At 45.3% G+C, this 26,486-nt stretch carries 16 protein-coding genes; 7 read left to right on the forward strand and 9 right to left on the reverse strand.

Annotated features, from left to right (window positions below; genetic code table 11):
* Positions 1-32 precede the first annotated feature (32 nt).
* The 5 genes from WG943_RS06090 to WG943_RS06110 all read left to right on the forward strand — a co-directional run bounded on the left by WG943_RS06090 (position 33) and on the right by WG943_RS06110 (position 10,226).
* Complete coding sequence (locus WG943_RS06090; protein WP_340407498.1) at positions 33-5,564, forward strand: MBG domain-containing protein; 5,532 nt, start codon at positions 33-35, stop codon at positions 5,562-5,564.
* 117 nt (positions 5,565-5,681) lie between these two features.
* Complete coding sequence (locus WG943_RS06095; RefSeq protein ID WP_340407499.1) at positions 5,682-6,950, forward strand: replication-associated recombination protein A; 1,269 nt, start codon at positions 5,682-5,684, stop codon at positions 6,948-6,950.
* Between the two features lie 22 nt (positions 6,951-6,972).
* Complete coding sequence (locus tag WG943_RS06100) at positions 6,973-7,176, forward strand: hypothetical protein (protein WP_340407500.1); 204 nt, start codon at positions 6,973-6,975, stop codon at positions 7,174-7,176.
* A 175-nt stretch (positions 7,177-7,351) separates the two neighbouring features.
* Entirely contained in the window at positions 7,352-9,112 is a 1,761-nt protein-coding gene (gene sppA / locus WG943_RS06105) for a signal peptide peptidase SppA (protein ID WP_340407502.1), read from the forward strand.
* A gap of 298 nt (positions 9,113-9,410) precedes the next feature.
* On the forward strand, positions 9,411-10,226 hold the full coding sequence (locus WG943_RS06110; protein WP_340407503.1) for a purine-nucleoside phosphorylase: 816 nt from the start codon (positions 9,411-9,413) through the stop codon (positions 10,224-10,226).
* 107 nt (positions 10,227-10,333) lie between these two features.
* Here WG943_RS06110 and WG943_RS06115 read toward each other — a convergent pair whose 3' ends face one another.
* From WG943_RS06115 to WG943_RS06155, 9 genes are all read right to left on the reverse strand, one after another.
* Positions 10,334-11,143 (reverse strand): DUF4249 domain-containing protein, encoded by an 810-nt coding sequence (locus WG943_RS06115; protein ID WP_340407505.1) that lies wholly within the window; start codon positions 11,141-11,143, stop codon positions 10,334-10,336.
* The gene (locus tag WG943_RS06120) at positions 11,143-13,464 is read right to left on the reverse strand and encodes a TonB-dependent receptor (protein ID WP_340407506.1); all 2,322 of its coding nucleotides are present in this window, start codon (positions 13,462-13,464) and stop codon (positions 11,143-11,145) included. Before WG943_RS06120 ends, WG943_RS06115 begins: the two co-directional genes overlap by 1 nt.
* A 176-nt stretch (positions 13,465-13,640) precedes the next feature.
* The gene (locus WG943_RS06125) at positions 13,641-14,993 is read right to left on the reverse strand and encodes a TolC family protein (RefSeq protein ID WP_340407508.1); all 1,353 of its coding nucleotides are present in this window, start codon (positions 14,991-14,993) and stop codon (positions 13,641-13,643) included.
* Between the two features lie 30 nt (positions 14,994-15,023).
* Positions 15,024-16,898, reverse strand: a complete 1,875-nt coding sequence (locus WG943_RS06130) for a M61 family metallopeptidase (protein ID WP_340407510.1) — start codon at positions 16,896-16,898, stop codon at positions 15,024-15,026.
* A gap of 16 nt (positions 16,899-16,914) precedes the next feature.
* Positions 16,915-17,370 (reverse strand): DoxX family protein, encoded by a 456-nt coding sequence (locus tag WG943_RS06135; RefSeq protein ID WP_340407511.1) that lies wholly within the window; start codon positions 17,368-17,370, stop codon positions 16,915-16,917.
* A 140-nt stretch (positions 17,371-17,510) separates the two neighbouring features.
* Entirely contained in the window at positions 17,511-18,713 is a 1,203-nt protein-coding gene (locus WG943_RS06140; protein WP_340407512.1) for a hypothetical protein, read from the reverse strand.
* 116 nt (positions 18,714-18,829) lie between these two features.
* Positions 18,830-21,250 (reverse strand): ABC transporter permease, encoded by a 2,421-nt coding sequence (locus WG943_RS06145; RefSeq protein WP_340407513.1) that lies wholly within the window; start codon positions 21,248-21,250, stop codon positions 18,830-18,832.
* The gene (locus tag WG943_RS06150) at positions 21,219-21,932 is read right to left on the reverse strand and encodes an ABC transporter ATP-binding protein (protein WP_340407515.1); all 714 of its coding nucleotides are present in this window, start codon (positions 21,930-21,932) and stop codon (positions 21,219-21,221) included. Before WG943_RS06150 ends, WG943_RS06145 begins: the two co-directional genes overlap by 32 nt.
* Positions 21,933-22,051: 119 nt before the next feature.
* Positions 22,052-23,302: an efflux RND transporter periplasmic adaptor subunit gene (locus WG943_RS06155; protein ID WP_340407517.1), complete on the reverse strand. Its 1,251-nt coding sequence runs from the start codon at positions 23,300-23,302 to the stop codon at positions 22,052-22,054.
* Between the two features lie 305 nt (positions 23,303-23,607).
* Here WG943_RS06155 and WG943_RS06160 point away from each other — a divergent pair, with 305 nt between their 5' ends.
* Together WG943_RS06160 and WG943_RS06165 are read left to right on the forward strand one after the other, a co-directional pair.
* Positions 23,608-24,993: a sigma-54-dependent transcriptional regulator gene (locus WG943_RS06160; RefSeq protein WP_340407518.1), complete on the forward strand. Its 1,386-nt coding sequence runs from the start codon at positions 23,608-23,610 to the stop codon at positions 24,991-24,993.
* A complete protein-coding gene (locus WG943_RS06165) occupies positions 24,983-26,359 on the forward strand; it encodes a sensor histidine kinase (protein ID WP_340407520.1) in 1,377 nt (458 codons plus the stop codon). Before WG943_RS06160 ends, WG943_RS06165 begins: the two co-directional genes overlap by 11 nt.
* Positions 26,360-26,486: the final 127 nt, after the last annotated feature.

The following is a 26,486-nucleotide window of genomic DNA, read 5'->3' on the forward strand; positions in this document are numbered from 1 at the left end:
ATTTTATAATTCATACAAATAATGAGTAGCTTATGAAAACAACCTTTACACAGATTTTGAGGAGTATAAGGCCACTTCTGCTTTTATACTTTCTTTTTGCTTTTTCTTCTGCCCAGGCACAGTATAAGTACACTTATGCTGGCGAGATAGGAGCCATGCAGCAAGGCTTGGCTCAATTGAGTGGGCCAAGAGATGTGGCTGTAGATGCAAATGGGAACATTTTTATTGTAAATCATTCAAACCGAAGCATCTCAAAGTTTGATAGTAATGGTAAATTATTACTGTCTTTTGGAGGTTATGGAAGGCCTAATTACAGCGGTAGGGCTGAAGGTAAATTTGATAACTTAAACAGTATTGCTGTAGATCAGAATGGCTTTGTGTATGCAGCGGATGGTGCTAACAACCGGATACAAAAGTTTGATAATCAAGGTAACTTTATTCTGGAATTTGGAACTACGGGATCAGCACATGGGCAGTTTCAGCAGCCATTGGGTGTTTTTGTTGACAAAGGTGGCTTTTTATATGTTTCCGACTCTCAAAACAACCGAATCCAAAAATTTAATCTTCAGGGTAACTTTCTGCAAAGTATAGGAGGAACATCAGGAACAGATGGCTACTTAGACTTTCCTCAGGATGTAGCTGTTGATGCAGCTGGTAATATTTATGTAATGGGCGGTGGCTGGAATGCACATTGGGGGCATGTGAAGAAATTTGATAGCGCTGGTAATTTCCTGTCAAAAGTTGGAGAGGGTAGTTTTAGTGTTATCAAAAGCTTAGCTGTTGCTGCTGATGGTGCTCTTTTCGTTGGAGACGGGAGAGACAGTAATTTCCGTATTCAAAAGTTCGGCAGTGATGGCGCCTTTATCAAAAGTATAGTTGGGGTAACTCCTGATGCAACTTTTGGAAGCCCTGAAGGTATCACTCTAGACCCTTCTAACAACTTGTATGTAACGGATGTTGCGAGCAACAGGGTTTTAAAACTCAATCAGGATGGCCAATTAGGTTTGGTGTTGGGCGGTACCAATAATGGTAGTGGAAAGTTTGTCTATCCTGAAGGTATAACTGTAGATGCATCAGATGCCATCTATGTTACCGATAACAGCCTTGTTCAGAAGTTCGACAAAAACGGAAATTTTTTAATGCAGTTTGGTAGCCCTGGCACCGGTAACGGGCAGTTTAATCACGCTTCAGGAATTGCTGTAGATAAAAATGGTAATATCTATGTTGTAGATAGGTACAATAACAGAATTCAGAAGTTCAGCGCTACAGGTGTATATCTAAAACAATGGGGAAGTTATGGTACAGGTAATGGCCAATTAAATTTTCCAAGAGGAATTGCAGTTGATGCATCTAGTAACGTATATGTTGCAGATACGCAGAATGATAGAATACATAAATTTGACTCTGAAGGCAATCATATTATGTCTTTTGGCCAATTTGGTTCTAATAACGGCCAATTTGATGATCCATCAGGTATCCTTGTTAGTAAAGATGGACAATTATTGGTTGTTGATTTCTCTAGGGTCCAGAAATTTAGCCTGAACGGTAGTTTTATTCAAAGTTTTGGAGTAGATGGTAGCCAATATAATAGTATTGCAGAAGATGCATATGGTAATATCTATACTACAATCTATCAATATAGCCACAAGCTGCAAAAATATGATAGCAACGGTAATCTTCTAATAGAAACAGGCAAGCCAGGGATTGGGGCCGGTGAGTTTCACGAGCCTACAGGTGTTGCAGTAACCTCTGAAGGAAGGGTTTTTGTTGTCGATCAGAACAATAACAGAGTGCAGTATTATAATCGTGTAGGTGTTCCTGTTGTTAATATAAAACAGGGAACTACGGAGATAATTAACTATAGTAGTTACAATTTTGGAGACGCTGTTTTACCGAGCGGCACAAAAGAGGTAGTGTTCACAGTTAATAACAATGGTGCTGCTCCACTAGAGATAACAGGCATAAGTATTTCTGGTAATCATCCTAATGATTTTACTGTAGATCAAAGTGAGACAGTAACACCGCTGGCAGAGGGCGCATCAACTACATTTAAAGTTATTTTTAAGCCTACTGCAGCTTATTCCCGATCAGCTTCGATGACCATAACTACTAACGATGCAAACAGAAGCTCAATAGTAGTAAGTCTGGCTGGTAAAGGGGTAAAGTCCGATGCTGTGATAGAAAACTTTGAGAACATCACAAAGACTTACGGCGATGCACCTTTTGACTTGGCAGCAACTTCTAACTCAACAGGTGCGATGTCCTACTCTATGGTTACATCGTCCATAGCCATTAACATGTCCGGTGAAGGTAACAAAAGGATATCAATTATTGGTACTGGTACTGCTACAATCCGAGCCGTAGTTAATGGTGATGCTAATTATAACTATGCTTATAAAGACATCACTATTACAGTAAACAAAGCTAGTCAGACAATTACTTTGCAGTCACCTGGAGATAAAACATATGGGGATACTCCGATCAGCATACCGGCCAATTCCTCGGCTGGCTTAAGTATAAACTATACTATTGAAGGACCGGCAATGAAAACCGGCTTAAATTCAGATCCACAACTATCTTTCACCGGAGGGGGTACGGTGCGCCTGGTAGCGACACAGGCCGGTAACTCAAACTATCTGGCGGCTACTCCCGTTGAGTACACCTTTACTGTAGCTAAAAAAGAACTGGTGGCTACGGCTGATAACAAAAGCCGTCTTTATGGTTATTCAAACCCATCGTTAACAGTTACTTATAATGGTTTCGTTAATGGGGATAATTCAACTGCGATAACAACAGCTCCGTCAGCGACCACAACTGCAACTTCTGTTAGTGATGTCGGCACCTATCCGATCACCCTTTCGGGAGGCGAGTCCTCTAAGTACAGCTTCTCCTATCAGTCTGGCTTGCTAACGATAGCGAAGGCTTATGCTTCGGTTTCTATATCTAACATAGGGCACACGTATGATGGGCAGGCAAAACAAGTAACTGTACAAACTACCCCACAGGGATTAGCCGTTACAACAACCTACAATGGCTCCGAAACAGCTCCGTCAGCAGCAGGAACCTACAGTGTAGTAGCTACGGTGGTTGACAAAAACTATCAGGGCTCTTATACTTCTTTACTTTCCATTAGTAAAGCCTATCAAACAATTACTTTACAGTCGCTTGGTAACAAAACCTACGGAGATGCTCCGATAAGCTTACCTGCGACCTCTTCAGCTGGCCTGAATATTAACTATACAGTACAAGGGCCTGCTACTATCACCGGTACAGCAGCTAACCCACAGCTAACCTTAACCGGGACAGGTACAGTTTATGTGAGAGCTTCACAAGAGGATAACGGAAACTACCATGCGGCTACGCCGGTTGAGCGTTCATTTATTGTGGAGAGGAAGGTACTGTTGGTTAAGGCAGATGACAAGGAGCGGGTATTTGGAGAATCTTATCCGCAGCTATCAATCTCATACCAAGGTTTTGTATCGGGAGAGGGAGTTTCTGTTTTCACAGCTTTACCTTCTGCCTATACAGCGGCTACCTCTACCAGTGACGTAGGCACTTATCCAATAACGGTATCGGGAGGTCAGGCCGCTAACTATAGCTTAACTTACCAATCAGGTACGCTTACAATCACTAAGGCCCCAACTGCTCTTTCTTTAGCCGAACTAGAGCAGACGTACGATGGACAGCCAAAAGAAGTGATGGTTTTCGCGTTACCTCACAATGTTGCTAAAACGGTAACCTATAATGGTTCTGTAACAGCACCAACCGCTGTGGGGGAATACAATGTAATGGTTACGGTAATAGATAAGAACTACTACGGTTTTATTGCCGGAACTCTTCGCATCAACAAAGCTAATCAGACTATCGCCTTGCAGGCACCAGGCAATAAAACCTACGGCGATGCTCCGATTAATTTACCTGCCACTTCCTCTGCTGGCTTAACTATTGCCTACCAAGTTGAAGGAGCGGCTACGCTTGCAGGCACAGCGTCAAACCCACAGCTGACTTTAACTGGTGCAGGAACGGTTCGTCTGACTGCCACTCAGCAAGGTAACGCGAACTATAATGAAGCTACATCTGTAGAGCATACCTTTACCGTTGCTAAGAAGTTACTCGTAGTAATAGCAGAAGATAAAGAGCGCGTATACGGTGAGGCATATCCGCAGCTTTCAATTACCTACCAGGGCTTTGTTGCAGGCGAAAATTCATCAAAGCTACAAACACTACCGGTTGCTGCTACAGTTGCAACGTCTGCTAGTGATGTGGGTACTTACCCGATCACGGTAACAGGTGGGCAGGCAGCCAACTACAGCTTTACTTACCAAAACGGAACATTAACCATTACGAAGGCACCTGCTGCTCTGACCTTAATTGACCTGGAGCAAACCTACGACGGACAGCCAAAAGAGGTGACAGTGTTTTCCTTACCGAATAGCATAGCGCTTCGCATTACCTACAACGGTTCTGAAACACCACCGACTGCTGCCGGATCGTACAATGTTGCGGTAACGGTAACAGATAAAAACTATTATGGTGAAATTTACGGGACCCTTCGCATCAATAAGCTAAGCCAGTCTATAGCCCTGCAGGCTCCTGGTAACAAGACTTATGGCGATGCCGCTGTAAGCCTTCCTGGCACCTCTTCAGCTAATCTGAACATTAGCTACGCAGTAACAGGTCCGGCTGTGATTACGGGTACAGCAGCTAATCCGCAGCTATCCATTACTGGCACCGGCACAGTTCGTGTTACAGCCACTCAGGCTGGAAACGAGCAGTATACGGCAGCCTTACCGGTGGAGCATACCTTTGCTGTTGCTAAAAAGGAGCTGATTGTAAGGGCAGAGAACAAGAGCAGGGTATACGAACAGCCAAACCCGCAGCTAACGTATACGTACGATGGTTTTGTTAATGGTGAAAGCGCCTCTGTACTTGAAGTTGCTCCTGTTGCAGCAACAACCGCCACAGTAAACAGCGATGCTGGAGCATATCCTATAACACTTTCAGGAGGTCAGGCGGCAAACTATAATTTTGCTTACCAGGCAGCTACTTTAACCGTTAACAAAGCTGAGGCTTCGATAACAGTTTCTAACCTTGAGCAGCAATACGACGGACAGCCTAAGCAACTGACTATATTTACATTCCCTCAGGAGTTGCCACTCAAGGTAACCTACAACGGCTCCGAAACAGCGCCAACTGCTGCAGGGGTTTATGATGTTGTGGTAACAGTAGTAGATAAGAACTATTATGGCTCCATTACATCAACGCTCACAATTCTGAACTCTACCTCAATTGCTGATTTACCAGGAATAGCACCTAAGGTTATACTTTACCCTAACCCTACTACCGACGGTAAAGTAGCCATAGATGGATTGAAGCAATTTGGGAAGGTACAGGTAACAGTAACAGATGCCGCAGGCCGTAAAGTATGGCAAACCCAAACCACTACAAATGGAAATGGTACAGTTCTGTTGGATCTGGAAAGCAAGACAACAACTGGTTTATACTTTATTCAGGTATCAGATGCTCAAGGTAAACCTACAATTCTGAAATTTATCAAAAAGTAAACTATAGTTTAGGATACTGAAACAAAAAGGGCTGCGATTTCGCAGCCCTTTTTGTTTTGCGTTAGTTTCAGCACTTCACGGCCTTTTTTCGTAAATTAGGGTTTTTACAGAGAGCAGATGATTCACCCGAACATACCTTTGGCCGAGCGCATGCGGCCACACAACTTAGACCAATATTACGGACAAAAGCACCTGGTAGGACCAAACGGTATCCTGCGCCGCTACATAGAAGGTGGCGTGATACCAAGTATGATCTTGTGGGGACCTCCGGGTGTGGGTAAAACAACATTGGCTAATATTATCGCCAACCAGATGAAGGTGCCGTTTGTGGCCCTGAGTGCCATCAACTCTGGAGTAAAGGATATCCGCGAGGTAATAGACCAGGCGAAGAAGCGGCAGGGTACAGTACTGTTTATCGACGAGATTCACCGCTTTAACAAATCGCAGCAGGATGCCTTACTGGGCGCTGTAGAGAAAGGTACGGTAACACTTGTGGGTGCTACCACCGAAAACCCATCGTTTGAGGTGATCTCGGCCTTGCTGTCGCGCTGCCAAGTGTATATTTTAAAGCACCTAACCAAAGACGAACTGATAGAGTTGGTAGACAAGGCGCTGGCGCAGGACGAGTGGATGCAGTACCGTAAGGTGCGGGTGCAGGAGTACGAAGCACTGCTAACTATATCCGGAGGCGATGCCCGTAAACTGCTCAACCTGCTCGAGATCGTGGCCGAAGGTATAAAAGCCGATGAGGTAGTGGTAACAAACGAACTGGTAAAGCAGGTAGCGCAGCAGAATATCGTGATGTATGATAAATCCGGTGAGATGCACTACGATCTGGTTTCTGCTTATATCAAGTCTATTCGCGGCTCTGACCCGAATGCTGCTGTGTACTGGCTAGCCCGTATGATAGAGGGCGGCGAAGATCCTAAGTTTATTGCCCGCCGCTTATTGATCGCGGCCTCAGAAGATATTGGCTTGGCTAACTCAAACGCACTGCTTATGGCTACTTCCTGTTTCCAGGCGGTGCAGATGATCGGGTATCCGGAGGCAGAAATTATACTTTCGCAGTGCACGGTGTACCTGGCAACCTCGCCGAAGAGTAACGCCAGCTACAAGGCCATTAAAACAGCGCGCCAGCTGGTGCAGCAAACGGGCAATCTGCCTGTGCCGCTGCACATCCGCAACGCGCCAACCAAGCTGATGAAAGAAATTGGCTACGGCAACGATTACAAGTATGCTCACGACTACGAAGGCAACTTTGTGCAGCAGGAATTTATGCCACAGGAGCTAAGCAACACCGCTCTTTACCAACCTGGCAACAACGCCCGCGAACGCGACATGCTAAAGCAGCTGCAGGCGCAGTGGGGTAAGAAGTATAGGTATTAAGAAGTTAGAGCGTTTGGAATTAATGAACAGAATAGTATTTATACTTTCGATAGTACTGCTGATAGCATTTTACATTTTGTGGGTGCAGTCAGGGCACAGTTTTGGCGGTATTATTATTATCATCGGAATTATGGCGCTGGTATACTTTAGAAGACGCTACCTTAACATGAAACCGTATTGGGCTGGTAGTCTCAGAGATATTCCGAAATATTTTAAGTTGCCTTAATTCTTTAAATTTTACCTCTCAAATTTTCTAACTCAATTAAGTTAGTCTATAAAAAGCATAGGTTAGTCGAGAAGGGAAGAAGGTGTTGAACTATATGCGTTAATTTTGTTTATTGTATTGTGAGGTTACGTATAGCATCACATTTATCAAAGTATAACAAACACCTAAAAACTATATGTTGAATTTCCTGAAATATGTGCTGGCAACCATAGTTGGCCTGCTCATATTCTTCTTCATCAGTGTGCTCATACTGATTGGCATTGCCGCCAGCGCAGCTTCCGACGACGAAGTAAAAATCAAAGAAGGCTCTGTACTAGAGCTTAAACTGGATAAACCGATAAAAGAACGTGACCCTAAAAATCCGTTTGCAGAGCTCGGTTTCTCTTTTGGTGGCTTCTCCAGCTCTGATGGACTTGACCAGATTAAAGCAGCTATCCGCAGGGCTAAAACCGATGATAACATTGAGGGTATTTTCCTGAATATGTCGTTTGTAGATGCCGGCATGGGTAAGCTGGAAGAAATACGCAACGAACTGATAGACTTTAAAAAATCAGGCAAGTTTGTAGTTTCTTACACAGACCTATCGATGGAGAAGGCATATTATGTAGCTTCGGTTTCTGATAAAATCTATGTAAACCCGATGGGTACGATAGAGTTTAACGGCATGAGCTCAGAGCTGTTTTTCTTTAAGCGCTTGCTGGATAAGCTAAACATTGAGGCACAGATTTTTAAAGTTGGTACCTATAAAAGTGCCGTAGAGCCATTCTTCCTGGAGAAAGCAAGCGATGCTAACCGTGAGCAGTTAAACTCTTTCCTGAACTCTATCAACAATTACCAGTTGCAGAACATTGCCAAGGCTAGAAACATTGAGTTAGCTGAGCTGAAGAATGTGCAGGACAACCTGTTGGTGCGTAACCCAGAGGATGCCAAGCGCTACAAACTGGTAACAGACATAGGTTATTTTGATGAGGCCATTAGCTTTATAAAAGAGAAAACCGGCAAAGAAGAGAAAGACAAGCTGGAACTGGTACAGCTGTCAAAGTATAAAAAAGTAAAAGACAAGAACGCTAGCACCTCTAAAAACCGAATTGCCCTAATTTATGCAGAAGGTGATATTGTGGACGGTGAAGGTGACGAAGACAACATTGGTGGCCGCAAGTATGCCGATGCTATCCGTGAGGCTCGCATGGATGAGAATGTGAAAGCTATTGTGCTGCGCATCAACTCACCGGGTGGTAGTGCACTTGCCTCAGATATTATGTGGCGTGAGATCCAGCTGGCCCGCAAGGTAAAGCCGGTAATAGCTTCTATGTCTGATGTGGCTGCCTCTGGTGGTTACTACATGGCCATGGGTTGCGATACGATTGTGGCACACCCAAACACCATTACCGGAAGTATAGGTGTATTTGGTGTAATCCCGAACATACAGGGCTTCCTGAACGAGAAGATGGGTATTACCGTGGATCACGTAAGCACAGGCAAGTTCTCTGAAGCACCAACCATTACCCGCCCAATGACGGCACAGGAAAAGGAAATTGTGCAGAACCAGATCGACATGATCTACGAGACGTTTACAAGCAAAGCAGCACAAGGCCGTAACATGACGCAGGACCAGCTGAAAGAGTATGCCTCTGGTAGAGTATGGTCTGGTATTGAGGCGAAGCAGCGTAAACTAATAGATGTGCATGGCGGTCTTGAAACTGCTGTTGCCATTGCCGCTAAAAGAGCCGGTATAGAAGATGATTACCGTCTGAAGGAGCTTCCTGCACGTAAATCGTTTCTGGATGAGTTTTTAGGTGGCATGGGATCTCAGGTAAAAGAGCAGTCTATTAAAGCAGAGTTAGGCGAGCTTTACCCATACTACAAGCTATACAAGAAAGCTGAGAACCTGAAAGGCGTACAGGCCCGCATGCCGTACGAGCTAAGCATACAGTAATTTCGAATGGCTGATGGAGTGAACGAGTGAACAACTCAGCAGCTCTGGAGAAGTATAAAAAGCGCCTTTGGGTATAATACCCGAAGGCGCTTTTGCTTTTAGGGCTTGCTATTTTTTTGCAACTTGCCAGCCTATACTTTTAGCAGCTGGTTGCACGGGCTGACAAGTATAAAATGAAATGCAAAGCGTAAAGTATAAGGCATGATGAATATCATTTTAACTGTTAGATCAAGCTTGTTACTTCGCGCCGGCAAACACAAAATTTTATTCACTCATTTAGTTATTCAAAATTAAAGATATGATGCAGCTATTACAGGAGTCTACTAGCTATTTGCAGCACCGCATTGGTAACTTCTCTCCAGAGTTTGGAATTATACTTGGCACCGGCCTAGGCGCGCTGGTAAACGATGTAGAGATAGAGCACAGCATTTCCTATGCTGAAATCCCAAACTTCCCGGTATCAACAGTAGAGAGCCACTCTGGTAAATTGATTTTCGGTAAGCTGGCAGGCAGAGCTGTGGTAGTAATGCAAGGCCGCTTCCATTATTACGAGGGCTATACCATGGATCAGGTGGTGTTTCCGGTGCGTGTTATGAAGCTGTTGGGTGTTAAAAAGCTGTTTGTTTCTAACGCCTCTGGTGGCCTTAACCCAGCACTTAACACCAGCGACCTGATGGTGATAACAGACCATATTAACCTGCAGCCAAGCAACCCACTTTTAGGTAAAAACCTTGATGAACTGGGGCCACGCTTCCCGGATATGAGTGATGCCTACGATGAGAAAATGGTGCGCCAGGCGATGGTGATTGCCGAAGACGCAGGCTTTACTTTACAAGAGGGTGTGTATGCCAGCGTACCGGGCCCAATGCTGGAAACCCCTGCAGAGTATAACTACATCCGTGTTATTGGAGCCGATGCGGTGGGTATGTCTACGGTGCCGGAAGTAATTGCCGCACGCCACATGGGTATGCCGGTATTTGCTGTGTCTGTAATTACGGATATGGGTACACCAGACAGAATTAAAAAGGTGATTTTAGCGGACATTTTAGAAGCTGCTGCCATTGCAGAACCACGCATGACCCTACTGATAAAAGAGCTAATCAAGCAGCAGTAAGTATAACTTGTATTAAAGTATAAAAGGGCGGAGATAATGACTCCGCCCTTTCTTTTTCAGGCTTGTATTGCGAGTGGTTGTCTGTAATATACTGGCTGTGAAACAGTCTACTTAATAATAACCGTTTTACGGTGGTATGCTAAGTTGGTAAATATACCAATGCCTCCTTGAACCGATGATCTGATTTTAGAAGGTTGAGCAAACGGATTGCCATTGGCACTCTTGGCATCATCAACTGAGCCAAGAAAATCGTAGTACTGCTTTTCGATGTGGTACAGCGACACAACAATGGTATCGTTGCGGCTATAGTCATAAGCCGAGCCAATAGAGGTTCGTTTGCCGTCTGTTAAATCATCGTCCAATGTAAAATCGCGATCAGCTTTAGTGCTTGTTTTACCTATGTACGTAACATAACGGTAATAATTATTTACATTTGGCGCGTCCTGGAATGAAGTGAGCAGGTAAGCCTTTTCTTTGTCATTGAACTTCCATTCCACCTCCTCAATCGATACTGTTGGTAGTAGCTTGGTAAAACCTGTTACTTTCCGGCCTTTTTTATCAAAAACCTCTAAACCAAAGATATCTCCGGGTTTGCCCTGCATAATCTCAGTAGAACTATGGGTATAGTACTTGGTCCCATTCTCACCTATTTTCGGATTATAAGTTAGCTTAATGCGGCGGCCGTTATGTGTGATGAAAGCCTCTGCATCCGGCACAAGTGGCAACTCGGGGTCATCAAAATAAGATGCGCTTTCTGTTACCGCTAACTTAAAAGTTTTGCCTTGCTGCAGGTAACACTCCACTACCAGCTGGGGAGCGTGCTCCGGCAAAGCAACCTCAATGTCCTGTTCCAGGTCGCAGGCTGTGGCAAGTAGAAACACCGGCAGGAAAAAGTATATAGAGAGACTTCTTTTCATCAGAATTTAAAGTTGTAAGTTACAGATGGAATAATCGGGAACAGCGATACCTGTTTCGCCTGGAATTTCAGCGTTTGGCCTGAATCTTCATCTTCGATCTGATCAAAATACACAAAGTATGGGTTGCGCCTGTTGTAGGCATTGTACACGCTAAAAGTAAGGTCGGAGCTGCCGCGTTTTGGGTTTAACTTTAATACCAGCCCTAGGTCTAGGCGGTGGTTAGGTGCAAGCCGGAAACCGTTGCGCTCTGAGTAAATAGGCACCACAGAGGCCCGCTGCCCCTGTACATCCTGGAAAGCAAACCTGGCCACCGGCAACGAGTAAGCATTTCCGGTACCGTAGGTAAAGGCACCCGTCAGATTAATACGTTTACCCAATTGGTGCAGCAGTACTATACTCAGGTCGTGGCGGCGATCGTAACGTGTCGGGAACCACCTGCCGTCATTAATAACATCCCCAGGGTTTTCGCTGTCGAACTTGCGGTAGGTCCAGGATAAAGTATAGCCTATCCAGCCGGTTGTTCTGCCTTTTATCTTCTCGATATAAGCCTCATTACCGTAGCTTTTACCTTTGCCAAACAGAAACTCTGCCTCCAGGTCATCGTTCACAAACAAGTTGGCCCCATCACGGAAATCGATCTGGCGCTCCATCCATTTATAATATACCTCGTTGGTGAACAAGAACTTGCCATTACCAAACAGTTGGCTAATACCTGCTGCCACCTGCTGCGAGCGCTGAGGCTTTACATAGTCTGAAGATGGATACCAGATATCAGTAGGCAGCGAGGCACCGGAGTTGGCAACAAGATGCACGTACTGCATCATGCTGGCATAGCTTGCCTTTAGCGATGTATTCTCGGTAAGGTTATACTTGGCGGCCAGGCGTGGCTCTAAGGCAAAATATGTTTTACCGTTGTTAAAGCCTGAAAAGCGAAGGCCGTAGTTAAGCGACAGCTGTGCGTTTACCTGGTAATCGTCGGCGATATAAGCACCAAATTCGGTAGCAGTTAAGTTACTGCCTGCTCTAAAGGTTTGGCTATTGTCTTCTGAGTCGAAGTTAAGGCGGCCAATGGTAAAGTTATGCCGTGTGGCGCTGCCACCAAATTTAAGGCTGTGCCCACCAGACAGAAATAGGTCGAAATCGGTTTTTAAAGTATAATCCTCTATATCAGAACTGAGCGAAAAACTGAAGATGTCGATTTCGTTGTTGATGGTATACCTGTAGCTGGTGATGCCGGCAGAGGTGTTGCTGTAGAGCCTATCATTATACTTGTGTCGCCAGTTAAGTGACGCCATACTGTTGCCCCAGTCAAAACCAAATTTAAAGTCGTCGTCTTTAAATTTAAAAAAATCGCGGCCCCAGTAGCTGCTCAGCGTTAATTCGTCATTCTCGCCCAGCTTGTAATTAAACTTACCGTTCAGGTCGTAGAAATAGTAATCTGGTATGGGGTTATAGTCTGGTTGGTCTTCGCTCAAGCGGTTTATCTGGCGTGTAAAAACATCTACATACGTTCTGCGTCCCGAGATCAGGAAATTAGCTTTATCTTTTACAATCGGCCCGTCCAAAGTAAGGCGGGAGGAGATAAGGCCCAGGCCTCCGGTAGCCTGAATGCGTTCGTTGTTTCCTGATGTCATGTCTACATCTACCACAGAAGATAGCCTGCCCCCGAACTGTGCCGGAAAGCCGCCTTTGTATAGTTCTACGCTTTTGATGGCATCAGAATTAAACACGCTGAAAAAGCCAAACAGGTGTGAGGGGTTGTAGATCAAAGCATTGTCGAGCAATACTAGGTTCTGATCGGGGCCGCCGCCGCGCACGTAAAGCCCCGAGGAACCCTCGCCGCCAGACTGTACACCTGGTTTTAGCTGCAGCGTTTTGATAAGATCTACTTCACCGAACAAAGCCGGCAGCAGCTTTGCTTCCTTTGTAGTAAGCTTTTCTACGCTCATGCGGGTGTCGTTTAGCTTCTGGCGCAGTGTCAGGGCCTCGACCTCTACAACCTGAAGCTCGTTGCTGGCTGGTTCTAAAACAATGTTTAGTGTTTGATTACCTGTTACACTAATGTTACTGCTAAAGTCATTATAACCAATGTAGGAGGCCTTTAAAGTATAACTGCCTGCTGGCAACGACAAAGTATAAAAGCCGCTCTCGTTGGTAATAGTGCCCGTACCTGCACCAGGTATAGCAACAGTAGCTCCTATTAAAGCCTCACCGGTTGCAGCAGCACGCACATAGCCACTTAATGTATTATTTTGTGCAGCAGCAGGTAAAGCAAGAAACAGAAGTACCAGAAACGGCAGTAGTAAAAAAGGAAGGCGCATGTAAGGCGAAAGATTATTTTAGTTCGGCAAATTTATATAAACTAAACCTGATAATAAATTTAAAATCAATTTGTTAATGGAATATAACATTGCTGATATAGGTATTGTTTATAAAAAAGGGAGCCGCTCCTTTAAAGCAGCGGCTCCCTTTAGATAGATAGGTAATAGTTGTTTTTTTATCCTTGATAAAGCTCAAGTATTCTTTTTTTAAAGTAAAACTCACATTTGCTCTGTAGTAGTTCCGTTTGCGCCCGGTTTTTATTATTTAAAGATTCCATGTAGGCAAAAAAATCAATGGTACCCAGTTCGTAGCGCTTTTTAGCAGATTCAAACGCCTTTTCGGTATATTCTAGGTTTGCTATAACGGTATTATACTTTTCCTGAGCAGCCAGCACATCCTGGTATACTTGCTGTACGGTTAGGCGCAGCTGGTTCTGGCGTGCTGTCAGGTCGAGTTCGGCGTTGCGCAGGTCTATGCGTGCAGCCTGGGCATCAAACTGGCGGCTTAAACCATTAAACAGTGGTATACTTAAATTCAAGCCTACAATTTTCCGCTGGTTCAGGTCCAGCTGCTCGAAGTATGGAATAGTGCTGAAGTCGCCTTTGGCCGGATCTCTTAAAACGTTGCTGGTATAGTTGGAGCTTAGTATTCCTTCCAGCGAAAGGGTAGGAGAGAAATTACTGCGCACTACTTTCAGGTTGCTTTTTGCTGCCTCCAGTGATGCCGTAGATGATTTGATGGCAGGAGAGTAGCCAAGGGCACGTGCCATTATTTCCTGCTCTGCCGGCAAACTCATTGTTAGGTTCAGGGGTGTGGTTGGCGCCTGCAGTACGTATTCCTTACTACCCTCTGCGTTCATTTCCTGCGCCAGCTGCAGCATTGCGCGGCGGTAATTGTTCTGGAACGTGATCAGGTTCAGTTTTTCAGTGGCTATCTGGGCTTTTATCTGGTATACTTCGTCCTGGGCACGCACGCCGACACGTTCCAGCTTCTCCATTTTATCCAGTTGGCCCTCCAGCAGCTTTATTCTTTCCTGCACAATGGTAATGTTTTCGTGGTCGAGCAGGGCCTGCAGGTAATGGTTGGTAATATTGGTTTCGAGTTCTATTTCGGCTTGCTGCGCTGCAAAAGAGCTGGCTTCCGACTGCTGGCGTGCCCGTTTCAGCTCAAACAGTTTTGTAAAGCCATCAAAAAGCACCACCTGGCCGGCTAAGTATGGGAAGGAGGTAGTGGTGGTACCGTTCTTTACCTGTCCGGTTACGTTATCGAAAGTCTGGCCATTGATCTTGTTTACATCAGCGTTGGCAGACACGCTTGGCAGGTAGCTGAACTTGCTGCGGTTAACGTTAATGTCGGCTTTGGTGTAGTTATACTTTGCCTGGCGAAGGGCTACATTATGCTGACGGGCCAAATTAAGGCTTTGCTCCAGCGTAAGCACCTCTTGTGCCTGTACAGCTGTTGCCAAACTAAGGCATACAGCTAGCCCTCCCAGCTTTTTAAGCAGGGCTTTGGTTGATACTTTTTTCATAGTTTTACTTTGTACTTATATGGCTGTAATCTATACTTCGCTGTTTAGCCAGGCAGCACGAAGGGCTTTCTGCTGCTCGGTGGCATTGGGGTCTGGCTCAAGCAGGTGAATGGCCTCACGTTCTACCGCCACTACTTTGCCTTTCAGTTTCTTCTCTTTTACCTTGCCTCGCTTGTTTTTGCGGCCAACGGTTATGGTGATTTCCTCTCCGGGTTTCATGGCCTGCAGCGAGTCAGCAATAAGGTCGCGGATGTTCATAGGCGTAATTTCGGTGCCGTTGAACTTTAGCAGCTGGTCGTTTTCCTGAAAGCCCATTTGTTTGCCAAAAGCATCCATCTCGGTAGTTTCGGCAACTATTATCTTGCTGTTTTCCTGGTCAAAGCCTGGCGTAAAATTGCCGTAGGAGTTCATACTTTCGGTTGCTCTGGGCTGATAGATGATGCCTACTTTTTGTAATGTTTCTTCAAGGGGCAGGGGCTCCGAGCCTTCTACATGCCTGGCAAAAAAGGTTCTCATCTCCGGATAAGTCATTTCTGTAATCTTATCAAAAAGCTCCTCATCCTTAAATGCATTATCTTTTCCGTAGACTTCCGATAGTTCCAGCATCAGGTCGCGCAGGCCATACTCACCCTGGCTTCGTTCGCGCAGGTTTATATCCATAACCAGCCCGATCAGTGGCCCCTTCTGATACACGTTGCCATACTCTTTTTCATACTTTTCCAGTACCTGCGAACTCATCAGTGTAAATGGCAGTGTATCGTTGTAGTACTCCCGGGAGGTGGCAATGTATTCGCGCAGTTTACCCAGGTAAGTATCCAGGTCGTAAAGGTTTTCATACACCTGCACATGCGAGGCAAAATATTCTGTCACACCCTCGTACATCCACAGGTGCTTCGACATTTTGGGTTCTATAAAATCGAAGTTGCCAATTTCTTCTGAGTGAATGTTTAACGGCGTTACAATATGGAAGAATTCATGGGCAGCTACATCTTTTATGGTTGAGCTAAACTGCTCTGCCGGCATCTCCGGTAAAAAGTATACCGAGGAGTATGAATGCTCCAAAGCGCCATAAGATCCGGATTTACCAACCCGCTCTGGTACATAGATCAGGAAAGCATACTTTTCTACTGGTAAGGTGCCACCCAGGTATTTGCGTTGTGCATCTAGTATAGCACGCACGTTTTCGGCAATAGGCGCTGATGTTACCCGGCCAGACGGAGAGTATACCGAAACCAGTACATCTGTTTTGCCAATCTTCAGCACAGTGGTGTCTGGGCGATTGTACATCAGTGGTGAGTCGGCAAGCTCTACATAATTGGGCACCTGGTATGTATCTTTGGTGGCGGTGCTGGAGGTGGCAATTAGCGGTGTAGAGCCATAAAAACCCTGTGGTTTTGTAACGTTTAGTTCAAAGGGCATTTGCTTCATGCCATCAAAGTAGCCTACAAAACCAAACGTGTTTAGCAGGAAATTTTTATCTGCTTCTATGTTAGTGCCTCCAGGCTCAAAAACAGTGTTTTCCTTTACATCGGCGTCAAAGGTGTCGTCTACCCAATAGGTTATTTTTGCCAGCCTGTTTGCGTTGCTAATGCGCCAGCGGTTTGTGTCCAGCTGCTCTACTGCTAATGGATTGCCGTTTCTATCTAAGGCTTTAAAGTCGGTTACAAACCTGCCGAAGTCTGATACGGAGTAAGTGCCAGGCACTATTTTAGGCATATTGTAAACAATGGTGCTCTCTTTTAGCTGTGGCGCCTGCAGCGTAACCTGTACTTTATCATCCTTTACCTGCGTCAGGTCGATGGTGAAGTTATATTTGGCGCCTGCGGTTTGCTGTGCGGCAACGTTACCTGTAAAAGAGAGGCTCAGCCCTAAGCTCAGCAGCAGAAAAGTTTTCTTTATCGACATAGTTTGTTTTTTACAATCATGCATTAACCTGTAATGTACGATCTATACTTTGTGCTCGTTTCCGGTTTAGGTAAGCATCTATAGATACTGGGCCTGCTCCGTTAAAAAGAAAGTAAAATCCTACTGCAATTAACTGTGCAGCAGGGTAATATTGCTGAAACGACTGCCCAATATGCGCTATAAGTATGGCTGCTGTAAAGTTGATGATCAATAGTATTCCAACCCACCGTACTGCCAAACCCAACAGTAAAAGCAGGCCGCAGATAAACTGCACATAAACCGACACATGGGCCGCCAAAAGCGGAAAGGGTACTCCGCGCGTTTCCAGAAAATCTCTGAACTCCAGCATTCTCTCCCAATTAAAAACATTATCCTGCACCCCATAGATAATGAACACACCGATGGCAAATCGTATAAACAGTGTGCCGTAAGCGCGATGCTGTTTAAAAAAGGAGAATGTGCTGGCAGCCATTATGTATATTATTGTTTTTCAGGTGCTACTGCATCAAAGTATAAAGTATACTTATTGTATAATTCTTTACTCTAATGTAGCATTTTAGATAATCTATCTGCAGCTGTTTTCGACCATCGCCTTGTTTTTGTAGATGAATTCTACTTCAGTGCATCTATTGCTTTTCGGTATTCATAGTCGGAGTTTATTGTTTTGGCAGCTTTTTTATAGTCCTCGCGAAGGGCAGTTGCATTATCCGGAATTTTAGGGGCTATGTTGCGCAGCACCTTGCTCTTTTCGTAGTCGGAGCTTATAGTGGTAACTACCGGAAACAATGCCTGGTACTGCGCCTGCGAAAGTTGCTGCTTGCTTACAATGCTACTGATCGATTTACTTTTCTCATAATCGGAAGAGATGCTCCTGATCGCTTCAAAAGTAGCTTTGTAATTATCCGTAAAAAAGTTCTTTTGCCCTGCAAGCTGTTGTATTACTTTGCTTTTTTCGTAATCTGATGCTACCGATGTTAAAGTTTTAACAGCCATGCCTGCAGCCTTACTGCTTAAGTTGGGTACTTCGAGCAGGTGCGTAAGCGCTTTGCGCATTTCGTAATCGGATGATATTTTCTGGGTGGCCTGTAAGTAGGAAATAGCAACGTCATCTTTGGCTAAATCAGCGGCAGATACTTTTCTTAAGATTTTGCTTAATTCGTAGTCGGAGCTGCTGGTGGTCGCGGCATGTTGTAATGCCAGTTTCAAGTCAGAGGTAGGCAGATTGGGTTGTGCCATCAGGTAACTAATCATGCGCAGTTTACTGTTGTCGCTGTTTAGTTTATCGGCTTCGGCCAGTACTCCTTTGGCGCCACGTTTTTTGTACACATCCTGCACCATGGCTTCCAGACCAATACCTGTTTTGGTAATAATATCTGGCATAGCTTGTTGCAGCCACTGTTTGCCAGCTGGCTCGTAAGCCACTTGTTTGCCATTTACAAAGTATGTGCGGGAGAGTTGCCCGTTTTTATCACTCTCGATCTGTAGCTCCCGCTTCTCTCCATTCTCCTTTTTTAAGTAATGCAAATAACCCTTCGGTGCTATGCTCTTCACATCCTTAAAGTTATCGGTAAGTACAATGTTACCGTTATACTTTATCTCTACATGAGCCCCGTTGTTGATGTAAATGTAATTGCCTTTGTGTCCGTTTTTAGTGCTGGATACAATATGGCTTGTAGATTTTGACGCTGATTTAACCGTATCCTGCTGCAAAACCGGCTTCTGCAAGTTTATACTTGTTGGGTTTGCCATACTTATACTTGTGGCACATAAAAAAGCAGCTACAGTTGCGATAGATTTGCTGTACATATTTCTCATAGTTTTTATACTTACAGATGTAGATAGGTGTGCTAAGGTTGCCTCGGGGCGTACAGATTTCTCTGTACGCTTTACCAAAGCATTCACCTTAAACAAACAAATATTAAGTATAGCACTTACTGAGCCCGTAAGGCAGTAACAGGATCTAGTAAGGCTGCTTTCATGGCCTGGAAGCTCACGGTAAAAAGGGCAATTGTCATGGCGGTAAAGCCAGAGATCACAAAAATCCACCAGCTCAGATCTATGCGGTAGGCAAAGTCCTGTAGCCAGGTATTCATACCATACCAGGCAATCGGGCTTGCAAGTGCAATTGCAACCAGCACCAGCAGGGCAAATTCTTTAGAGATAAGCACTATAATGCTGCCCGTAGAGGAGCCAAGTACCTTGCGGATGCCGATCTCTTTGGTGCGCTGCTCTGCGGTAAAGGAGGCCAGGCCAAACAGACCCAGGCAGGCAATAAAGATCGTAAGGGCAGCGAAGTAGCCAAATACGGTCAGCATCTTTTCCTCGGCTTTGTACTGTCTGTCAAAAAACTCATCCAGGAAAAAATATTCCAGCGGGTGTTTTTGGTCAAACTCTCTCCACTGCTGCTCCACAAACTGTATAGTAGTTGCCTGGTTTTCGGGTGCAATGCGCGCCAACAGGTAACCAGGTGATTTAGGCGATAAGGCAATGGCCAGCGGCTTTACCTCTGAGTGCAGCGACTCCACATGAAAGTCTTTCACCACACCAATAATGCGAGTGGGCGTATCGGCAACAGCGGTATCTCCGGTAAAAACTTTCTTACCGATTGGATCTTTCCATCCCAGCCATTTTGCTGCAGCCTCGTTAATAATTACACCATGCTTTTCGTCTGTTTTAATGTCTCTGGAGAAGTTGCGGCCTGCTGTAAACTCAATGCCCATCAACGGCATAAAGTCATAGTCTACGGCCATAATATCAATGGTTTTCTCCACCATTTTGTCGCCCTGCTCTACCAGCATTAGCGTACGGTTCAAGGATTCGGAGGGGATACTATAGGTATTGGAAACCTGCGTGATATTTGGGTGCTGGAGTAACTTTTGCTTTATAAGCGGTAAACGCTCTACCAGGGTAGAGTCTCCGCTAGGAACATCTATTACCAACACCTGCTCTTTCTGAAAGCCCAGGTCGGCGCTTTTGAGAAAGCGCATTTGGGCAAACACTACAAAAGTGCCGATAATCATGATGAGGGAGATACCGAACTGAAGCACTACTAGAGCCTTTCGAAGTATTGCACTGGTGCCTCTGGGCGTTTTATCAGACTTCAGTACATCGGCAGGTTTAAAATGCGACAGGAAAAAAGCCGGATAGCTACCTGCCACAATACCTACCAGTAGCACAATGGCTAACAGCAAAAGTATAAACTCCCACTGAAGATAGAAGTTAGAGCTAAACTGTTTATCGGTAAGGGTATTAAAACTTGGAATAAATACCTGCACCAAGGCCAGCGCCAGCAGTACTGCTATCAAGGTAAGCAACAAAGACTCACCTAAAAACTGGCTAACCAACTGACTACGATCTGCACCTACTACTTTACGTAAACCTACCTCTTTGGCCCTTTTTGCAGAGCGAGCTGTAGCCAGGTTCATGTAGTTTATACTTGCAATCAGCAGCAGGAAAACAGCAACGGCACTAAAAATGTACACATAAGACATGTTGCCTATCGGGGAGAGCCCGTGTACATAGCGGTTATCGAAGTGAATCTCCTTTAGTGGTTGCACAAAGAAACTCATCTGCGCATTCAGCCTGTTCTCTTTTATCCAGGGATTAACCACACTGGCTGTTAAAGCATTTAATTGTTCCTGTACTCCTGGTATTTGTGCCGTACCAGGTAAAAGCAGGTAAGTATAATTGTTTAGGTTAAACCAAAAGTTCTTACGTTCTTCCTCAGACAAACCCTCGAATTGGGTGGCGCGGGAAAGTACGCCAGACGCCGCTATGTGAGAATGTCCCTCATCCATGTATACCCCTGTAACAGCATAAGAGTGCCTGCTAAACTGCAGTACTTTACCCATCGCCTGCTCTGCGCCTCCAAAGAGTTTCGTTGCCAGCTTCTCTGTCAGTACAATTGTTTTGGGCGCATCTAGGGCCGTCTTAGGATCTCCGTAAATAAACTTATAATCAAAAACGGTAAAGAAAGAGCTGTCGCCGGCAAGCAGTCTATCCTCTGAAAAGCTTTGGTTGTTGTACCAGATTGTTTGCTTGCGCAATTGCGAGAATTGTGTTACTGTTTCTACGCCTTCAAACTTTCTTGCCTCTGCTTCTAGTGGCAATGGGGTAACTGCAAAATTATCCTGCTGGCCCTCAAATACCACTTCGCCAACTACCCGAACTATACGATCTGAATTATCAAAATTACTTTCGTAGCTCAGCTCGTCCTGCACATACAGGAAGATAAGCATACACGACGCCACACCAATAGCCAAGCCAGTGATGTTGATGGCAGTGTATACCTTATTGCGGTACAGGTTGCGAAGCGCAATCTTAAAGTAGTTCTGCAGCATGTCGTCGTGCATTGATGTTTTCTGTCACGATCTGGCCATCAAACAGGTTTACAATGCGGTGTGCGTATTCGGCATCAGAAGGAGAGTGCGTTACCATTACTACGGTAGTGCCCGCATCGTTTAACTCCGAAAGTAAAGTCATCACCTCACGGCCGTGCACTGAGTCCAGGTTACCGGTTGGTTCGTCGGCAAGTATAAGCGATGGGTTAGATACGGTGGCACGGGCAATGGCCACACGCTGCTGCTGACCACCAGAGAGCTGCTGCGGAAAATGGCTGCGACGGTGAGCGATGCCCATGCGTTCCATAGCCTCCTGTGTCCTTTTTTCGGTTTCTGCTTTAGATACACCCAGGTAAGCCAATGGCAGCGCAATATTTTCCTCTACTGTCAGTTCATCAATGAGGTTAAAGCTCTGGAACACAAAGCCCAGGTTTTCTTTGCGCAGCTTAGCGCGCTGGCGCTCTGTGGCCCGGCTAATGTCATGGCCCAAAAACTTAAAGGAGCCGTCGCTTGGCGAATCCAGCATGCCCAGTATGTTTAGCAACGTAGATTTGCCGCAACCAGATGGCCCCATAATGGCCACAAACTCTCCTTTTGTAATCTTAAGGTCTACACCTGCCAGTGCAGTAGTCTCAACTGTGTCGGTTACGTAGCGCTTCTGCAGGTTATTAGTGTCAATTATCAGTTCTTCCATGTTTGTTCTGTGCTTAAGGTTGTAGATGTTTTTATAGTTTTATTTTGTACTAATGGTGTTGGGTTGTTAATTGTTGCTGCTGTTTACTCAGGGTTGAAAAACAATTAGTATTCAATAATTTATTTAAGCTCAAGTCTGTCGATGTCGCCGTAGCTGTCATAAGAGGACAGTACAATTTTTTCGCCGGGCTGTAAGCCGCTTACTACTTCGTAATAGTTTGGATTCTGGCGGCCCAGTTTAATATTGCGCTTCTCAGCATAATTTCCAGACTTATCTACTACAAATACCCAGTTGCCGCCTGTGCTCTGGTAAAAGCCTCCACGTGGTACCAGTACTGCATTGCCGCCATCGTTCAGGTTAAGTTTTAGCTGCAGTGTCTGCCCGCGGCGAACGCCCTCCGGTGCACCCTCTGCAAATTCCATATCCACCTGAAATGTATTGTTCTGCACCTCCGGGAATACCTTGGCTACTTTTACTTTATAAGTTTGGCCGTTAAAATCAAAGGTTCCTTCCAGTCCTGGGTATACTTTAGAGATATAATGCTGGTCTATTCTGGACTTAACTTTAAAGCCGTTCACATCGTCTATCTGGCCAATATTCTCGCCGGGTGCTTTAGACTCGCCTACTTCGGCCTTTAGCGTAGACAGCTGGCCGGTAATAGGGGCCACTACGTACAAGTTGTTCAGGGTATTGCGTGCCATTCCGATGTTTGCCTTCATGCGGGTAATAGACTCGTCGAGTTGCTTCAGGCGGTCATCCATTAGTTTAGCATCCTGTTTTACAGAGCGTTCGGCCAGTGTTTTGCGTTTGTTCAGGTAATTGTACTCGTCTTTAGAGGCTTCATATTCTTCCTGCGAGATCACCTTCTCAGCGATCAGCATTTTGTTGCGCTCATACTTACGTTTTGCCAGCGCCAGGTTGTACTCGATTTCGGCTAACTCATTCTCCTTTCTGATCAAGTCCTGCTTCATGATGATTTCAGAGTTCTGGCGTTCGTTCATCAGGTCGTACAGCTGTGTTTCGCGGGTCATAAAATCGATCTGAAGTGTAGTGTTGGATAACTTCAGAATCGTATCGCCTTTTTGCACAGTGCGGCCATCGTCAGTATAAATTTTGTCTACACGGCCTCCTTCGGTTATGTCCAGAAAAAAAGTGTTGAGTGGATCAACAGAGCCATCTACGGCAATAAACTCCTGAAACTTGCCTTCCTGCACATTGCCTATGGTTACGCGTTCGCTGTCTACATTTAATTTAGAGGTATGTTCTGCAAAAAGCATGTTGTAGATAATCAGCACCAGCACCAGTGCGCCGCCTGTTATCAGGGTTATTTTCTTGGGAGTATACTTTTTCTTCTCAATAACGCGATCCATAGCAGAAATTTAGTTCAGGATGTAAAGTTTTTCATAGTGCATAAACTATGTTGCCAATAAGTATGCCATTAATTATAAGTTGTTCATAATGAGTAATTTAAGAGTTAGTTTGTGCTATTATGTATTAATTTGTGTCCGTATCCGAACACTTGACTGTCTGCATGCGAACAGTGCAATATAGCTTACATAAGATAAAGAACCTCAGGTGTGATAACAGTAGAAATATACTTAGCTTGTGTTTTAGTGAATTCTGCAAAAAACTGTACATTTACATACTTTGGCATAACCCAATAACCCTACAAACTATGAGTAAAGTACCGTGTAAGATACTGATCGTTGATGATGAAGAAGACATACTGGTAGCAGGAAGGCTTCTGCTGAAGCAGCATTTTGCCACTGTACTTACTACCTCTGATCCGTATTATATTCCGGGGATGTTGCAGGAGCATGGGTTTGATGTAGTGTTGTTGGATATGAACTTTAGTACCGGTGCCACCTCCAGCAAAGAAGGTCTGCATTGGCTGAAACAGATACTTAACCTGTCGCCTAAAACCTCGGTTATACTGATGACTGCCTACGGCGACATTGAGCTGGCCGTGCGTGCACTTAAGGAGGGTGCGACTGATTTTGTACTGAAACCCTGGCAGAACGAAAAGCTCATTGCTATACTTAAAACCGCCTGCCAAAACAAAGCCGGAGCCACTTCTGGTAGCAGCGATGCAAGTATAAAATCAACCAGTACCACCTTTCATTACGATGAATTTATTGGCGTGTCGCCGGCTATGCAGCGGGTGTACCAAACCATTGATAAAGTAGCCGCAACTGATGCCAATGTGCTTATACTTGGTGAGAACGGAACCGGTAAAGAAGTAGCAGCACGTGCCCTGCACCGCAAATCCAAAAGAGCCGATAAAGCTTTCGAGAAAGTAGACTTGGGAGCCGTAAGCGAAACACTTTTCGAAAGCGAGCTTTTCGGCCATGCCAAAGGAGCTTTTACTGATGCCAAAGAAGACAGGGCAGGGCGTTTTGAAGCAGCTACTGGAGGCACACTGTTTTTGGATGAGATCGGTAACCTATCGCTAGGGCTGCAGGCAAAACTGCTAACATCACTGCAAAGCCGTCAGATCATCAGGCTGGGCACCAACAAGCCGCGCCCCATTGATATCCGCCTGATCTGCGCAACCAATATGCCGCTTTATAACATGGTACGGGAGGGCACTTTCCGGCAAGACTTGCTGTACCGGATAAACACTGTAGAAATACACCTGCCGCCACTGCGGGAGCGCCGCGAAGACATTGAGTTGCTGGCTAAACACTTTTTGCAAGTGTATAGCCAAAAGTATGACAGGGGAGGCCTTAAAATGGATGAAAGCACTTTGCGCCGCCTTAAAGAGTACCATTGGCCAGGCAATATCCGGGAGCTGGACCATGCCATTGAGCGTGCAGTTATACTTTGCGACGGTACCGAACTGCACCCCGATGATTTTTACCTGGCTACAAATGAGGGCCACTCAACAGTGCATCAGGAACTGCCAAGCGTAACCGACACCGACCATACTTTAGAGAGCCTTGAGAAATTAATGGTGCAGAAGGCGCTAGTAAAACACTCGGGTAATATTACGCACGCAGCCAAAGAACTGGGTATTACCCGCACGGCCCTTTACCGCAGAATAGAGAAACATGGGCTTTAGGGGTTTCCGGTTAAACCTGCTCTTACGCCTGGCGCTGCTGGTTATCGTAATTGTGGGCCTGCTGCTTGTTATCTATCGCACCGATTGGTACGTTACCGCCTTTTGCCTTTTGCTGCTGGCGGTTTTCCTGGTATACGACCTGGTATACTATGTAGAGCGTACTAACCGCGACATCAGCAGCTTTCTGGAGGCTATGCAGCACTCCGATTTTACCCAACGCTTTGCCACCCAAAACAAAAACTCCTCTTACCAAAAGCTTTACCAAAGTTTCAATGCCATCTCGGATGCTTTTATGCGAATTAAGGCAGATCAGGAGGCGCATTACCACTACCTACAGGCTATTGTAGAGCAGGTAAGCGTTGGTATACTTACTTTTGATGAGCAGGGTAATGTGCTGCTGGCAAACCAAGCGGTTAAAGATATGCTACATGTGGCATACCTACAGCATATACAGGCCCTGGAGCGAGTTAGCCACGAACTGGTGCAGGCAATTATACTAACTGGTAGCAATGAGAAAACTTTAGTAACGGTACAGGCTGGGCAGAACCAGCTACTCCTGAACGTGCATGTAACAGAGATGATCTCTCAGGGCCACAAACTCAAGATCGTAACACTGCAGAACATCCAGTCGGAGTTGGAGGAGAAGGAACTGCAGACTTGGCAAAAAGTAATCCGGGTACTCACCCACGAGATCATGAATTCCATTACTCCGGTAATATCCCTCACATCAACCATTGGCGGCCTGGTGCAGAACGAGGTAGTAGAAAAGTATAAAGCAGGAGAGGAGATTGACGAAGAAACACTGGAAGATATACAAGCCGGCCTTCAGACCATTGAGCGAAGAAGTGCCGGGATGCTAAGTTTTGTGCAGAATTACCGCCGCCTAATGCGACTGCCTTCCCCTGAGTTAAGGCCCTTAAAAGTTACAGATTTGCTGCGCAGCGTACACCGCCTGCTTCAGGCTGATATGGAAGCGCAGCATGTTTCGCTTAAAATGTACCTGCCCGATGATAAAGTGATGATTATGGGAGATGAGGAACAGCTGGAGCAGGTGCTGATCAACCTGATAAAGAACGGGATGGAAGCCTGCAAAAGTACAGCGGAACCGTGCGTAGAGGTAGTGGCTTACCTGCCGGAGCAGGAGCGTGATAAATTAAAAATTGATGTAATAGACAATGGTGCTGGTATTCCGGAGGATGTGCTGGATAAGATCTTTATACCTTTTTATACCACCAAAAAACAAGGTTCTGGCATTGGTCTAAGCCTATCCAAGCAGGTAATGCAGCAACACGGCGGAAGTATACGCGTTAGCACCAAACCTGGCGAAACAGTGTTTACGCTGCAGCTTAAGGTAATGAACGCATAAGCGGTTGAGTGAGTGGTTAAGTACAGCTTTGCTTATACTTTTAGCAGATGCTTAACCTATCTTATCACAAGATCTCCCAAGCAAATTTGGAATGTGCCACTTTTAGAAAATCCAGAAGGAAATTACA

Source organism: Pontibacter sp. H249 (assembly GCF_037892465.1).
Lineage (GTDB): Bacteria > Bacteroidota > Bacteroidia > Cytophagales > Hymenobacteraceae > Pontibacter.

Excerpts from the sequence above, each read along its gene's own strand:
- sppA (WP_340407502.1), top strand. The coding sequence starts at position 7,352 with ATGTTGAATTTCCTGAAATATGTGCTGGCAACCATAGTTGGCCTGCTC.
- WG943_RS06145 (WP_340407513.1), bottom strand. The coding sequence starts at position 21,250 with ATGCACGACGACATGCTGCAGAACTACTTTAAGATTGCGCTTCGCAAC.
- WG943_RS06150 (WP_340407515.1), bottom strand. The coding sequence starts at position 21,932 with ATGGAAGAACTGATAATTGACACTAATAACCTGCAGAAGCGCTACGTA.
- WG943_RS06100 (WP_340407500.1), top strand. The coding sequence starts at position 6,973 with ATGAACAGAATAGTATTTATACTTTCGATAGTACTGCTGATAGCATTT.
- WG943_RS06095 (WP_340407499.1), top strand. The coding sequence starts at position 5,682 with ATGATTCACCCGAACATACCTTTGGCCGAGCGCATGCGGCCACACAAC.
- WG943_RS06130 (WP_340407510.1), bottom strand. The coding sequence starts at position 16,898 with ATGTCGATAAAGAAAACTTTTCTGCTGCTGAGCTTAGGGCTGAGCCTC.
- WG943_RS06090 (WP_340407498.1), top strand. The coding sequence starts at position 33 with ATGAAAACAACCTTTACACAGATTTTGAGGAGTATAAGGCCACTTCTG.
- WG943_RS06155 (WP_340407517.1), bottom strand. The coding sequence starts at position 23,302 with ATGGATCGCGTTATTGAGAAGAAAAAGTATACTCCCAAGAAAATAACC.
- WG943_RS06135 (WP_340407511.1), bottom strand. The coding sequence starts at position 17,370 with ATGGCTGCCAGCACATTCTCCTTTTTTAAACAGCATCGCGCTTACGGC.
- WG943_RS06160 (WP_340407518.1), top strand. The coding sequence starts at position 23,608 with ATGAGTAAAGTACCGTGTAAGATACTGATCGTTGATGATGAAGAAGAC.
- WG943_RS06110 (WP_340407503.1), top strand. The coding sequence starts at position 9,411 with ATGATGCAGCTATTACAGGAGTCTACTAGCTATTTGCAGCACCGCATT.
- WG943_RS06165 (WP_340407520.1), top strand. The coding sequence starts at position 24,983 with ATGGGCTTTAGGGGTTTCCGGTTAAACCTGCTCTTACGCCTGGCGCTG.
- WG943_RS06115 (WP_340407505.1), bottom strand. The coding sequence starts at position 11,143 with ATGAAAAGAAGTCTCTCTATATACTTTTTCCTGCCGGTGTTTCTACTT.
- WG943_RS06140 (WP_340407512.1), bottom strand. The coding sequence starts at position 18,713 with ATGAGAAATATGTACAGCAAATCTATCGCAACTGTAGCTGCTTTTTTA.
- WG943_RS06125 (WP_340407508.1), bottom strand. The coding sequence starts at position 14,993 with ATGAAAAAAGTATCAACCAAAGCCCTGCTTAAAAAGCTGGGAGGGCTA.
- WG943_RS06120 (WP_340407506.1), bottom strand. The coding sequence starts at position 13,464 with ATGCGCCTTCCTTTTTTACTACTGCCGTTTCTGGTACTTCTGTTTCTT.